The sequence below is a fragment of the Acidobacteriota bacterium genome (assembly GCA_028875725.1).
GTDB lineage: Bacteria > Acidobacteriota > Thermoanaerobaculia > Multivoradales > Multivoraceae > Multivorans.
In genome coordinates, this window is record JAPPCR010000015.1 from 203,452 (window position 1) to 217,450 (window position 13,999).

At 71.7% G+C, this 13,999-nt stretch carries 5 protein-coding genes; all 5 read right to left on the reverse strand.

What is annotated here, in order from left to right; translation table 11 throughout:
• Positions 1-10: 10 nt before the first annotated feature.
• Genes OXI49_12450 through OXI49_12470 form a run of 5 tightly spaced genes read right to left on the reverse strand, consistent with a single transcriptional unit; the run spans position 11 to position 13,870 of the window.
• Positions 11-1,597 (reverse strand): glycosyltransferase, encoded by a 1,587-nt coding sequence (locus tag OXI49_12450; GenBank protein ID MDE2691318.1) that lies wholly within the window; start codon positions 1,595-1,597, stop codon positions 11-13.
• Positions 1,569-2,255 (reverse strand): sugar transferase, encoded by a 687-nt coding sequence (locus OXI49_12455; protein MDE2691319.1) that lies wholly within the window; start codon positions 2,253-2,255, stop codon positions 1,569-1,571. Before OXI49_12455 ends, OXI49_12450 begins: the two co-directional genes overlap by 29 nt.
• A complete protein-coding gene (locus tag OXI49_12460) occupies positions 2,252-4,534 on the reverse strand; it encodes an O-antigen ligase family protein (protein ID MDE2691320.1) in 2,283 nt (760 codons plus the stop codon). The genes OXI49_12455 and OXI49_12460 overlap by 4 nt, the downstream gene beginning before the upstream one ends.
• Positions 4,531-5,550 carry a glycosyltransferase family 2 protein gene (locus OXI49_12465; GenBank protein MDE2691321.1) on the reverse strand — a complete coding sequence of 340 codons (1,020 nt, stop codon included), beginning with the start codon at positions 5,548-5,550 and terminating at the stop codon, positions 4,531-4,533. Before OXI49_12465 ends, OXI49_12460 begins: the two co-directional genes overlap by 4 nt.
• 28 nt (positions 5,551-5,578) lie before the next feature.
• Complete coding sequence (locus tag OXI49_12470) at positions 5,579-13,870, reverse strand: cadherin domain-containing protein (protein ID MDE2691322.1); 8,292 nt, start codon at positions 13,868-13,870, stop codon at positions 5,579-5,581.
• Between the last annotated feature and the right edge of the window lie 129 nt (positions 13,871-13,999).

The window sequence follows — 13,999 nt, forward strand, 5'->3', positions numbered from 1 at the left end:
CGGTGGGAGATCAGCGCCCCGATCTCCGGCCGGCCACCGCGCCGCTCGCGGCGCGATCGCGCAGTTCACGCAGCCGCCAGCGCAGAGCCGAAGCGAGCCAGGCGACAAACCGGCGCAGCCCCGCCCTTCCGCGCACCTGCCGGACCTCGTCCCGGATTCGCGCGGCCGCGGCCCGACCGCCCCGCCGCCGGCGCGCGCGGGGAACGCGCCGGGCGGCGGAACGGCCTGCGAGAAAACGGAAGCGGGAGGCGCGAACGGTGGCCGACTCCCCATAGTCCTCGGCGCGTCCGCCGGCGCGACGCGCGCGGTGGAGCGCCCAGGTTCGGGTGATGACGATCCGCGCGCCGTCCGGCAGGAAGACCTCGGCCCTGGCTCCGCGACCCAGCGCCGCGCGCAGCTTCCCCGTCAGGCCACGGGGCGGCATGACGCCGGCCGGGATCGCGATGTGGAACGGCGAGTGCGGGTAGCGCTCCAGGGCCGTCCCCACCGGCCCGCCGGTGATCCGCGGATCCGCGCTCAGAACCCGCCAAAGGCGGTCGCCATCGTCGCGGCCGGCGGGCGCCTCGATCCGCACCGCGAGGTCGTCCCCGGGGTTCGCCAGCAGACGCTCCGCGACCTCGCGCAGGCACTTCGCCGGCGAGTCTCCGGCGTCGATGACGGCAACGTGACGCGGCACCGCGAAGCCCGGCCCGCGGCCGTGCCGGCGAAAGCCCGGATCCGGGATCAACTCCGCGAGCTTCGCGGCCTGGAGATCCTGGTCGCGCTCCTTGCGTCCGCGGCCCTCTCCCCAACGGCCCTGGTGCCAGCCGAACGCCTCGCGAACCGGAACCAGCAGGCCGCCCCGGCACCAGACCCGGTAGCCGAACTCGGTGTCCTCGCCGCCGTAGCGGTCGAAGGACTCGTCGAAGCCGCCCGTTTCCTCGAAGAACGCCTTGCGGATCCCGAAGTTGTTGCCGGTCACGGCCCGGAACAGGTCCTCGTGGTCCGACGTCAGGTCGTCCGTCCGGGCCATGTGGCGCTCGAACCAGGGCGGGTCCCAGGGCCGGCCGGCCAGCAGTCCCGCGAGCGAGCCGGTCCGCCCGCGGATCGCGGCCGCGTCGAGCCCGGCCGCCGACACGTAGCCGCAAAAGCCCTGGGTCAACGCGTCCACCACGCAGTGATGCCACCGGGCGTGGGCGGCGAGCAGACCAGCTTCGGGGATGACATCGCCGTCCAGGAACACGAGGACACCGTGCGCCGCCGCCCGCGCCCCGGCGTTGCGCGCGGCCGCGAGCCCGAAGCCGCGTTCTTCCCGGCGCAGGAGCCTCACCTCGAGCGATTCCGGGCCGCGAACCGCGAGCGGCGGCGACGAACCGTCGTCCACGACGATCACCTCGAACAGGTCCCTCGGGTAGCTCTGCGCTTCGAGGCCCGCGAGCGTCAATTCCAGCGCCTCGGGAGCTTCGAAACAGGGGACGACGACGCTCAGCGGCAGCGCCGGGACGAACGCCTCCAACTCCGGTAGCTCGACCGCGCGCCAGTCGTTGCCGCGCACGGCGGCGGACAGCGGTGCGCCCCCCACCGCCGCCTCAGCCCCCGGTCCGCGAACCGTGGACACCGGCGGAATCGTGGTCGGAAGGTACGGCGGGCCGCGCCGGGCGGGCAGCCCAGCCGCGACGGGCTCGTGCCGGGGAGGCCCGCAGCGCCCGCGCCAGGCAGGTCATGCAGAGCTTCAGGTCGAGGCCGGGACTCATCGCCTCGATGTAGAGCCGGTCGTAGCGCAGCTTGTCGCGCGGCTCGATGTCGTGCCCGCCCCGGGCCTGGGCGAGCCCGGCGATACCCGGACGCACGGTCAGACGCTCCGGGAATCCCGGCACCGAGCGGGTGATCCGCGCGGCCCTGCCGGGACGCTCGGGACGCGGACCGACCAGGCTCATCTCGCCCCTCAGCACGTTGACCGCCTGCGGCAGCTCGTCGAGATGAAAGCGGCGCAGCACCCGGCCCACGCGGGTCGCCCGGCGGTCGTTCCAGGCCGCCCACTGCGGTCCGAACCGCTCCTCGGCGTCGACGGCCATCGTCCGGAACTTGAGGATCTCGAAGACCCGGCCGCCGCGGCCCAGCCGCGCCTGGCGGAACAGCACCGGCCCGCCGTCGTCGAGGCGGATGGCGGCGGCGATCGCGAGGCCGAGCAGGAGCCAGAGCGGAAACAGCAGCAGAGACGCGAGTGTCAGGAAGGCGAGATCGAAGGGCCGCTTCCAGGCCTCGCGCCCGCTCATCCGTCGCTCCCTTGCCCGGCGGCGGGCCACTCGGCGGTGGCGCTGCACTGGCCGGGAAACCAGCAAGCCTTGATGCGGTAGCGCCGCACGCCCGGCTCGCGACCGTTGGGCAGGACGAACGAGGTCCGCGCGGAATCGTAGGCGTGGAGAACGAACCGCCGGGGAGCGCCGCCGCCGAACTCCTCGATCGCGACGTAGCCGGCCGACTCGGGCCAGCGCCAGCGCAGTTCGTAGCGACCGTCCGCCCGACGCGCCCCGGTGAGCGAATCGGGCGGACGCAGCGGCGCGACGAACAACGGGCGGTTCGGCGCAAGAACCCGCGAACTGGCCAGGAACCGCTCCGCCTCTCCCTGATGCTCAGGATCGGTCGAAGCGGCGGTAGCGAACACCCGCGCCGCGCCGTGGTGGATCCGCCACTCCGCCGTCCTCGCGCGTTCGGCCTCCGCGGCCTCCCGCGCCGCCAGCTCCAGGAGACGGCGGGCGCGGGCGCCGTCCTCCGCGCGAATCCGCGACCACTCCAGCGCGAGGCCCTCGAGCAGCAACCGCCGGTGCACGTCCGCCAGCGGCGGGAAGCCGTCGATGGCGTCCGCCAGAACCTCGAGCGGGCGGGACTCGTCGGGCACGTGCTCGACGCCGGCCGCGGCAAGAACAGACCGGTGGACCGTGAGCCCGGCGACCGTAGCGGCGAGCGCCGCCGCCGCAAGGGCGACGCGCGCCGCCTTGAGCCCGCGCAGCGCCCGCCAGCGGTCCCGCAGCCACCCGGGAAGCCGGAACCGCCGGGCATCTCCGAACGCGACACCTTCCAGTCCCGCCGCGAAGGCGAGCAGCAGCGCGGCCTGCAGCGACCCGGTTGGCGTGTCGAACAGAAACTGCGCCTGTGCCAGGTAACCCACCAACCCCGCGCCCGCGAACAGCACGAGCGCCCGCTCAGGCGCCTCCAGCCGCCAGGCGGCGCGCCAGACCGCCAGCAGCGCGAGCCCCCACATCGCCAGCCAGGCGGCAACGCCGGCCACGCCCGTCGTCGCGGCCACCTCGACCAGCTTGCCGTGGGCCCGGTCGTGCGGCTCGGCGAAGGCGCCGTAGCCCGAAACGTGCCGGCCGAAGACGTCGATGAAGTTCTCCGGACCATAGCCAAGCGCCGGACGCTCCGCGAAGCCCCCGAGTCCCGCCTTCCAGGCGGCGAGACGGCTCTGGACGCCGGGGCGGGTGACGTGTGTCGATAGCACGTAGCGCGCCACCGGATGGTCGGGCAGGTACCCCGCGCTCCGGTCCCCGGCCGTGGCCCGCAGTCCGGCCGCCGCCGCGACGCCCAGCAGGACGACGAGCGCGCCGGCGGCAAACATCCGCAAGCGCCCGCGCGCCCGGAACGCGCCGGCGACGGCCAGGAAAGCCAGGGCCGCGAACAGGCCGGCGAACCCGCCGACCGAGCCCGCGAGCGTCATCGCCCAGAGCATCAGGGCCGCCGCCGGCGCCCAAAGTGCGAAGGCGGCCCTCGGTGAGCCGGAGGACGCGGGCCGCTCCGCGGGGGCATGGCGCTGGGCGGCGCGCGCGCGGCGCTGCCACGCTTTCCGCTCCCTCGCGCTCGCATGCCGCGGCGTGGCCGGGTTCGCCGCCCCGGCGCCGGGCGGCGAGGCGCCGGCAGCGGCCGCGGCGGCCCGGACGGCGAGCCAGGCGTGGACCGCGAGGCCGAGCGCCACCATGAGGCTCACGACCAGGTAGCCGCTGAGAAAGGTCGGATTGCCCAGGGGGCCGCCGATGCGCGGGGGATCGAGCTCCGGCAGTCCACCGTAGAGAGGAACATGCACGTCGAGCCCGAGACCGACGACAACCAGGGCCATCGCTGCGCCCGTTCCCGCGACGCCGGCAAGCAGCGCCCGCCACGCCGCGCGCGTCCGCAGCACGGAAACCAGAACCACCGCGAGCGCCAGCCAGTGCGCCGCGTCGACCAGCCCCTGCATGCGCTCGTAGGTCGACCACACGCTGCGCAGCGGGCTCACGCCGAAGGCCGCCGAAACCAGCGAGACGGCGAAGCCCGCCCCGAGCAGGCCCAGCAGCCAGGACCTCGGCGGCCGGTAGCGGGAGTCCACGATCGCCAGCACCGCCCAGAGCGCGAACACCACCTCGATGATCGAGCGGGACCACAGCGCCTTGCCGACGATGAAGGGAAAGATGGTGCTCGTGGTGACCACGAAGGGCGTCAGGAGCAGCAGCGCGATACCGGCGAACACGGCAAGGCGCAACGGGCGCTCCAGCGCCTGGAGACCGACCCCCTGCTTCATCCGCCTGTCGCGCGCCTGGGCGGCCCGGCGAAGAACCCGGCCGCCCAGGCAAGGTGGACCGTCGCCGCCGCGAGCGGCACGAGACCCGCCTCCGGACGTCTTCGGCGCAGGCCGACGGCCGCCGCGCCCAGGAGCAGCAGCAGGGCGTAGCCAAGCGGGCACGCCGCCGCCGCGTAGAGTAGCGCCGTGCCGGTCCCCGACTCCGTCGACGCGAATGCCATGATCACACCCGCCGCCGCGGCCAGCGCTGCCGAAGCCGCCAGCGCCACGAGCAACAGCGGCGGCGCCAGTTGCCGCAACCGCCAGGAACGCGGGTGGCGCGCGAGAACGGCACGCTTCCAGCGCCCGTAGTCGAAGTACTGCCGCGCCAGCGCCGCCAGGCTGCCGCGCGGCCGGTACGCGACGGCAAGGCCCGGATCGAACCACACGATGCCGCCGCACTCGCGCAGCCGCCAGTTCAGCTCGTAGTCCTCGTTGCGCAGCAGCGACTCGTCCCAGCCGCCCGCGGCTTCGAGCGCCGACCGCCGGAACACGCCGGGAAACACCGTGTCGACCGGACCCTCCGGTCCGCCTACCCGGTAGCGGGCGTCGCCGGCGCCGATCGGCGCGCTCGTGGCCAGCGCCACGGCCCTCTCGAAGAACGTCGAGCCGGTCGGCCGGACCCGGCCGCCGACGTTGGCGGCGCCGGTGCGGAACAGGGCGGCGACCGCCCGGGTCAGGTAGCCCGGCGGCAAGGCCGCTCGCGCGTCGCAGCGGGCGATCACCGGATGGCGCGCCGCCGCGAGGGCCCGGTTGAGACCGGACGGGATCGAGCCGTCGGGGTTGGCGACCACGCGCACGCCCGGGAAGTCGCCGCCGACGAACTGGCGCGTGCCGTCGCTCTCCGAACCGTCGGCGACGATGACCTCGAAGCCCGATTCGTAGTCCTGGGCGAGGATGGACTCGAGCGCCGCCGGGAGAGTCGCCTCGGCGTCGCGCGCGGGAACGATCACCGAGACCGGCGGCAGCTTGATCATCGGGCCGTCCCGCCGCGCGTTCGCGCCCTCAGAAGCGGAAGCGCAGGTTGAACGCGAACCGGCGTTGACCCGGCACGTTCCCGGCCGCCTCCACCTGCTCGCCGGCGAGTTCGAGTTGGAGTTCGATGGGCGCGACGATGAAGCGGGTGCCAAGGCGGTACCGTCTTCCCTGGCCCGCGAAGGCGGCCTCGGCGAAGGGCGTCAGTACGCCCTGGAACGCCGGCAAGAGGAAGCCGTAGCCGAGAGCCGCGTCGACCCCGTGGCCGCCACGTCCGCCGGCGGAGCCGAAGGCGCCGCCCTGGTGCCGCGGCAACTGCTCCTGCCAGAGGGTTTCGGCGCCGCCGACCGGAGCGCCCCAGCGCGGCCCGAGCTCCATCGACAGGCCCTCGCCGTTCGCCTTCGGCGCCATCCGGGCGCTGACGCTCACGCCGCTTTCCTCGTAGCCGCTCTCGTTGTGCAGGGCCAGCATGCGGCCGCGGGCCTCGACCTGGAAGCGGGCATTGCCGTAGCGCGCGCCGCCGGCCACCTCGACGCCCAGTCCCGTCGCGCCGTCGCCGCCGTCATAGCGGCCGGCGAGTTCGACGAAGGGAGTCACCACGCCGCCCCCCGTCACCATCCAGCTCCGCGACGCCTCGACCCCCGCGCGCATGCGCCAGCTCCCGGCGCTCAGGCCGTCAACCGCCCGGGAACCGCCGTCCGTCTCCAGCCGGGCGAGGCCGGCGTCGGCCCGCAGCGCCAGATCGACGCCGCGGAATGCGGCCAGTGCCTTGCGCAGGCCGCCGGCGGCCATGTACATCGAGAGATCGCTGCTCTCGGGCCGGTCCGCGGCGTCTCCAGTGACGTGCGTCGCGTCGCCCCAGCCGAGGCCCAGCACGGTCCAGAGCTCGTCCGTGTCGGAGAGCTTCCAGCGACCGTAGGGATGGACCGTGGTGAGCGAGGTGTCGAGGCCGCCGCGCTCGAAGTCGGCGTCGCCGCCGCCGAAGCTGTAGTCGCTCTCGCTGGAGCCCCTGGACACGGCGACGCCCGCCAGCCACCTGCCGGACTGGACGTCGACGCCGACGTAGCCGGTGCGGAGATCGCCCTCGAAACGGGAGTCCTGCTCGGGACGGCCGTTGAACGAGTTCAGGTCGCCGCGGCCCCAGACCGACCAGAGCCGCGGTCCGGCCTCTTCGTCGCCCTCGCCCGCCTCTTCGGCGCCGCCGCCGAACGACCACTCGAACGAACTGCCGAGCAGCAGGCTGTCGGCGTCGGTTCGCAGCGCACCCGGGCCGCCGAAGCCCTGGCCGGAACCCTGGCCGAAGCCACGGCCCGGACCTTGCCCGAAGCCGAGGCCGAAGCCCCGGGGTCCGCCCGGGCCGCCGTAGCCGCCCAGGCCGCCGCCCTGGCGTCCGGCGATGCCCGGACCGCCGCCGGTCAACTGCCGGCCGGCGATCGTCACGTTCGACCGCGGTGTCCCGGTGGACGAGAAGCGGGCGCCGATCGCGTCGACGGCGCTGTTCAGCGCCGTCCTGCCGACGGAAGCCAGCGTCTGTTCCAGCACCGCCCTGCGCTCCGCCGTCGGCGGCGCCGAGGTGACCCGGAAGATCATCAGCGCCGCGTCGCTGTCGCCGCGGTGATTGTCGGCGTCCTCGACCCGGTACGTGAACGTCCAGGCGCCCGTCGCCGTTGGCGTGCCCGACAACGTCCGGGTCGGAAGGTCGAAGTCGAGACCGGCAAGGCCCATCGGCGACGACGTCAGGCTGTAGGTCAGCGCGCCGTTGCCTCCGGTCGCCTCCGGCAACTCGACCGGGTCGATCGCACGACCCTGGACCAGCGTCAACGCCTGAACCGTGGCGCCGCCGAAGGTCGGCGCCAGGTCGCGAACGCGTACGGCGACCTCGTCCGGCTCACTGGTCGCCATGCCGTCCTTGACCGTGAGCGAGAAGGTCAACATCCCCGGCTGCACCGGCGCCGTGAACGCCGGCCGCGCCGACAACGGCTGCTCGAGCGTGACCGTCTCGCCCTCGGTCTGAAGCCAGGCGTAGCTCAGCTCGTCGCCGTCAGGGTCCGAACTCCCCGTGCCGTCCAGCTCGACGCGCTCGCCCGGGTCGGTCTCCAGGTCCTCGCCGGCGTCGGCCGTGGGTGGCCGGTTGTCGAAGACGCGGATCAGGAACTCGAGACTCGCGACATCGCCGTCGATGTCCGTCGCGCTGTAGGTCACCGTGAAGCGGCCCGCGGCTGTCGGCGTGCCGTGAAGGCGCCGCGAGGAATCGTCGAACTCCAGCCCGGCGGGCAGCGGCTCGAGCGTGTAGGTCAGCGCGCCGTTGCCGCCGCTCGCCGCCGGCAGAACCCGCGGCCTGGCCGGCTGATTCGCAAGGAACCGCTTGGTGCCGATCTCGGCGTCGCCGAAGCTCGGCATCAGGTCCCGCACCAACACCGTCACCTCGTCCGGTTCGCTGTCGGCCGTTCCGTCGTTCACGACGAGCGAGAACGTCAGCGCGACCGCGGCCTGAGGCACCGTGAACGAAGGCCGCGCCGTGTCCGCGCCCTCGAGCGTCACGTCGTCGCCGCCCGTCTGCGTCCACCGGAACGTCAGCTCGTCGCCGTCCGGGTCCGAACTCCCCGTGCCGTCCAGCTCGACGAGCGCGCCCGGATCGACCTCCAGGTCCTCCCCGGCGTCGGCGACCGGCATCGATCTGCTCACCGATACCGTCACGGTGTCCGGTTCACTGTCGGCGCTTCCGTCGTTGACGACCAGGGCGAACGTCAGCGTGCCGGCTGCCTGCGGCGCGGCAAACGAAGGACGCGCCCTGTCCGCGCCCTCGAGCGTGACTTCCTCGCCGCCCGTCTGCGTCCACAGGAACGTCAGTTCGTCGCCGTCCGGGTCCGAACTCCCCGTGCCGTCCAGCTCGACGCGGGCCCCCGGAGCGACCTCCAGATCCTCACCGGCGTCGGCGACCGGCGGACTGTTCGTGGGCTCGGGTTCGCCGCCGCCGGACGGCGTCTCGTTGGTCACTTCCTCCTCGAAGTCCGGCACCTCCCGGTAGGTCGGCGTCGGCTGTCCGTCCGAGACCCGCAGCGGGTTGGCGCCCTTCGTGTACTGCACGCTGACGCTGGCGCCCGCCGGGATCGGCGGCGAGATCGTGAGCCGAACCGTCGAACCGCTGATCGACACTTCGGTCACCCGGTACTCCCCTTCCTGCGCGGCCGCGACCGTCTCGGGGTCCGTCGCCGCCGAGGCGGCCGAGGACGCCGCGAGCGTCACCGTGACCGTGAAGTCCGATGGATCGGGCACGGATGCCGGGTCCAGGGGCCGGTCGAAGGTCAGGGTCACCTCCGGGCCGTTCGCCTGCGGCGGATCGTCCTCCGCCAGCGGCGGCTCGGCAAGCGGCGGCGGAGGACCGCCTCCCCCTCCCGGCGGGGCCGGCGGCGGCGCCGTCCAGTTCACCCGGTGGTCCGAGTTCGCGGCCACCGCCGGGTGCGTCAGGTCGGCGGACGTCGTCGATCCGGCCACCTGGATCGCCCCCGTACCCGCGCCCAGCGCGTTCTCGGGGAAGGCGATTCCCGCCCTCGAGACGTCTCCCTCCACGACCGAGTAGGTGAAGTCGACGGTCGTCGTGCCGGTCGTTCCTCCCGCCGGGTCGAACGTCATCTCCCTCGTCTCGCCGGCGCCGAGCTGCAGCGTCAACACCGGACCGACCGTCACGTCCACCGCGTCGTCGAACGTCACCCGCGCGCGCACGAACTCGCCCGTGTCGTAGCTGCGGTTCTCCTCCGGCGTACTCGTCAACTCGACGCTGCTCACCGTCGGCAGCGTCGTCGTCGCGGTGACCGCCGACGACCATGGACCCTCGCCGTCGCCCTCCGCCCGCACCGAGAAGTGGTACCTCGTGCCCGGCGTCAGGTTCTCGACCGTCGACTGGAGCGCCGGGCCCGTGTGCGTGTGGCCGCCGGCCTCCCCTTCCTCGATCCAGTCGTCGTCGTTCTGCGGCGGCCCGGCCCCCGTCGAGTAACGCAGGTCGTAGTCGGTCACCGACCCGCCCCCCGTGGTCGTGGGCGCGACCCAGCTCACCTCGACGCTCGTCGCGGTGGGAGTCGCCCTCAGCCCGTGCGGCGCGCCAGGCACTTCCTCGACGTTCGTCACCGTGACCGTCACCGCGATCGTGTCGTCGATCGTCGGCGTCCCCTCCGCCGTACCGTTCGAGTCCTCGCCGTCGGTCACCTGGGCCGTGAACGTGTACTCGTCCTTCGTCTCGTAGTCGAACGTCGTTCCGGACGCCACCTTGATCTCGCCGTTGGCGGAGTTGATCGTGAACGAGGCGCTGTCGCTGCCGCTCGCGAGCGACCAGGTCATCGTGTCCCCGTCCAGGTCCGACGCCGACACCGAGCCCACGACAGCCTGGGCCGCGTTGTTTTCCGCGATCATGAACTCGGTCGATGCGCCGGCGGTGAAGCTTGGCGAGGTATGCGTGTTGTTCGTCGCTGACAGGCCCGTGAAGGCGGCCGCCGCGTTGCCCGCCTTGTCCACCAGCTCGTTGCTCGCCGGCACGGCATACTCCACCGTCAGCCCGGTCGCGGTCGCGGCCACCGAGGAAGCAAGCGTCGCCGTCACCAGGCTTCCGTTGACGGTCACCGCCGCGGTGCCGCCGTTGATCGTGAACGCGGTGCCATTGTTCGTTCCCTTCACCGTGAACACGCTGCTCGCCGGCGCCGTCACGTTCTCGTTGATGTCCTCGTTGAAGGTCACCTGCAACTTGTTGTCCCTGACGACCGCGCTGTTGTGTCGCGGCCCGGTGCCGTCGATCCTGCGGCTCGTGTCCACGGCGACCGCACCGTGGGTGATGACGGCATTCTTCGTCGCGAAGCCGGCCGCCGTGATCTTCACCGACGCCGGGAGGCTCAGCTTGTTCGCATCGATGCGGAGTCCGCCCGAGACGTCCAGGGCCGCTACCGTGTAGATGAAGTCCACCGTCGTCGTGCTCGTCCTGTCCCCGTGCGTGTCGAACGTCATGTTCTTCGTGACGTCCCTGTTCTGGTGGTCCCTGAACAGCCACAACTCCAGTATCGGATCTCCGGTCACGTCCACCGCGTAGTCGAAGGTCGCCCGCGCCCGCACCGTGTTGCCGATCCCGTACCAGTTGCCCTGATGCGTTGCCGGACTTCCCACGAAGGCGACGCCGGTGATCTTCGGCAGCTTCGTCTTCGCGGAGCCGGACGCCGACCAGGCGCCCTCGCCGTCGCCCCCGGCCCGTACCTGCACCCGGTACGTCGTGTCGGGCGTCAGGCTCCCAACGACCGCACTGACCGCGGTGCCCGTGTGGTTGAAGCCGCCGGTCTCCCCCTCCTCGATCCAGTCGTTCGGATCGGTGGGATCGGCGCTCCCCGCGAAGTAGCGCACGTCGTAGTCGTTGATCGCCCTGGCGCCCGTCGAAGTCGGCGCGACCCATGTCACATTCAGGGCCGTCGTGGAAGCGGCGGTCACCGACAGGCCCGTCGGCACCCCCGGCGGCTCCTCCACGTTGGTCACGGTGACCGTCACCGTGATCGTGTCGTCCTGCGTCGGCGTCGTCTGCGTGTTGCCGTCGTCGTCCTCGCGGTCGGTCACCCGCGCCGTGATCGTGAACTCGTCCTGCGTCTCGAAGTCCAGCGTCGTCCCGGACGCCACCTTGATCTGGCCGGTGCCGGAGTCGATCGTGAACGAGTCGTTGTCGCCGCCGCTCGCCAGCGAGTACGTCGGCGTGTCGCCGTCGTTGTCCGTCGCCGACACCGTGCCCACGACCGCCTGGTCGGCGTTGTTCTCCGCGATCGAGAAGGCCGCGGTGGCGCCGTCGTCGAAGGACGGCGACGTGTTCCCGACGTCGTTCGTCGCGGACTGGTTCGAAAACGCCGCCGCCTCGTTGCCCGCCGCGTCCGCCAGCGCGTTCGCCGTCGGCACGGCATAGGCAACCGTCAGCGTCGCGAGGTGGTCCACCGAGGAAGAGAGCGCCGCCGTCACGGTCGAACCGCTGATCGTCACCGCCGACGACGCGCCGTTGATCGTCGTGGTGGCCCCGTCCTTGGTCGCCGAGACCGTGAAGATGCTGCTCGCCGGCTTGGTGCCCGACGTCTTCATCGCCTCGGCGAAGGTCACCCTGAGCTCGTCCTGCTCGACCGTCGCGCTCTGGACCGTCGGCAGCACGCCGTCCACCTTCTGGCTCGTGCTCGCGCCGACCGCCGGGTGGGCCAAGCTCGGCGCCACCGAGGTTCCCGTGGTGACGATCGTCGACGTCGCCGTCCTCAGGGACACCTTGTTCGCCGCGAAACCGAGCCCCGACGAGGTGTCTCCCGCCTGCACCGTATAGCTGAGCAGCATCGTTTTCCGCGCAGTGCCGGAGGTGTCGGTGAACGTGGCGTTCCTCTCGACGCCCGACGCCAGCAGCAGCTTCGCGACCAGGTCGCCCGTCAGCGTCACGAAGGAATCGAACGCCAACGCTACAGTCACCGTGTCGCCGATCTTGTAGGCGAAGTTCTGCCCTCCCGGCGCCTTTGACGACACCAGGATCGCTCTCACCCTCCCCAGCGGTGTCGTAAAGAGGCCGGAGGGCGACCAGGGGCTCCCGCCGTCGGCCCGCGCGCGGGTCTGGACGCGGTACAGCTTGCCCGGCGTCAGGCCGCCGATGTCCGTGGTCCTCGTCGACGCCGTGAACGTCGTGCCGGCGTTGGTCCATTCGCTGTTGTTGTCCGGGTCCGCGGCCCCCTGGAAGTAGCGCACGCGGTAGCTCGTGATCGCCTTGGCCCCCGTCTCCGACGGCGGCGTCCAGGTCACGGTGAGCGCCGTCGGCGATGCCGAAGTCACCGTCGGCGCGGCCATCCGGGCCGGCGGCTCCAGCACGTTCGTGACCTCGATCGTCACCGTGATCGTGTCGTCGATCGTCGCCGTCGTCTCCGCGTTGCCGTTGGCGTCCTCGCCGTCGGTCACCTGCGCCGTGATCGTGTACTCGTCCTTCGCCTCGAAGTTGAGCGTCGTCCCGGAGGCCACCTTGATCTCGCCGCTGGAGGAGTTGATCGTGAACGAGGCGTGGTCGCCGCTGTTCGCCAGCGAGAACGTCGGCGTGTCGCCGTCGCCGTCCGTCGCCGACACCGTGCCGACGGACGCCGCGTCGGCGTTGTTCTCCGCGATCTCGAACGTCACGTCGTCGCCGTCGTCGAAGGCCGGCGCGGTGAACCCCTGCAGGTTGGTCACCGGTTTGCCGCTGAAGTCGTCGGCGGCATTACCAGCCTTGTCCCTGGCGGCGTTGCCGGTGCCAGGGCTTCCGTGGGCCAACTGCGTTGACACGCCGGCGGGAACCTCTTTCTGCAAAGTCACCGTCGCCACCTTGTCGCTGATCGACGCGTCCGCCGACTGCCCAACGCTCGTCTTGGTGGAAGTCGCCGTCCAGCTCACCGTGAACCAACTGCTCGACGCCGAACGCAGCGCTTCGCTGAAGGTCACCTTCAGCGTCGTGCCGTCCACCGTCGCGCTCGTGAACGTCGGCTTGACGCCGTCGATCTTGCGGTCCGTGTCCACCGCCACCGCGGAGTGGGTGACCACGGCATTGCTCGTGGTTCCCGTCAGGACGATCGTCGACCCCGTCGGGACGCTCAACTTGTTCGCCCCGATGCTGAGCCCGGCGGAAACGTCCCCCGCGGCCACCGTGTAGGTGAAGTCGACGGTCGTCGTGTTGGTCGCGGCGCTCGCCGTCATGGTCCTCGTCGTGCCCGTCGCGAGCAGCAATTCCAGGGTCGGACTGCCCGTCACGTCGACCGCACCGGAGAAGGTCGCCCGCGCCGTCACCGTGTCGCCGATCTTGTACTTGTCGTCCTGGCCCGCCGCCGGCGTTCCGTGGAAGGCGACGCTGCTCAAACCGACGTCGTTGTCCGTCACGGTCCAGGAGGCCGAGGCGAAGTTGCTGTCCACGGTGTAGCCGGTGCCCGAGTTCAGCGTCACCGTCACGGTTCCGTCCGACTCGACCGTCGAGTCGTTCACCGTCGCGACGGTGAAGGTCGTGGTGGATGTGCCCATGGAGAAAGTCAGCGTCTTCTGGCCCTCGTTCCCGGCCGCCACGAAATCCTCGCCGGTTCCCTCCGCCACCGTGAGGTTGACCGTCAGGTCCGAGGAAGGGCTACTGGAACCAGCCACGCCCACGTCGAAGACCAGGTTCGAACCCTCCACCTTCGAGGTTCCCGACTCGGAGGTGGAGCGTACGATGTGGAGTTCCGTTTGCGCCGCCGCCTGCGCCGTCAGCGACAGGCAGATCAGCGCGCAGAGGAACGCGACAAGACGTGTTCGAGATGTCAGGGGGAGCAACCGGTTCGCCCGCATCGCTCCGGTATCTTTCAGAAAGGATCAGGCGCTTGTCATATCCCATTTTGTAGGTTCATTTCCCAACACCAGGGTGGGACTACGGACACGAATCACTTTCCTTTTCTTGCTATCTCAGAGACCGTTCGA

Excerpts from the sequence above, each read along its gene's own strand:
- OXI49_12455 (MDE2691319.1), bottom strand. The coding sequence starts at position 2,255 with ATGAGCGGGCGCGAGGCCTGGAAGCGGCCCTTCGATCTCGCCTTCCTG.
- OXI49_12460 (MDE2691320.1), bottom strand. The coding sequence starts at position 4,534 with ATGAAGCAGGGGGTCGGTCTCCAGGCGCTGGAGCGCCCGTTGCGCCTT.
- OXI49_12465 (MDE2691321.1), bottom strand. The coding sequence starts at position 5,550 with ATGATCAAGCTGCCGCCGGTCTCGGTGATCGTTCCCGCGCGCGACGCC.
- OXI49_12470 (MDE2691322.1), bottom strand. The coding sequence starts at position 13,870 with ATGCGGGCGAACCGGTTGCTCCCCCTGACATCTCGAACACGTCTTGTC.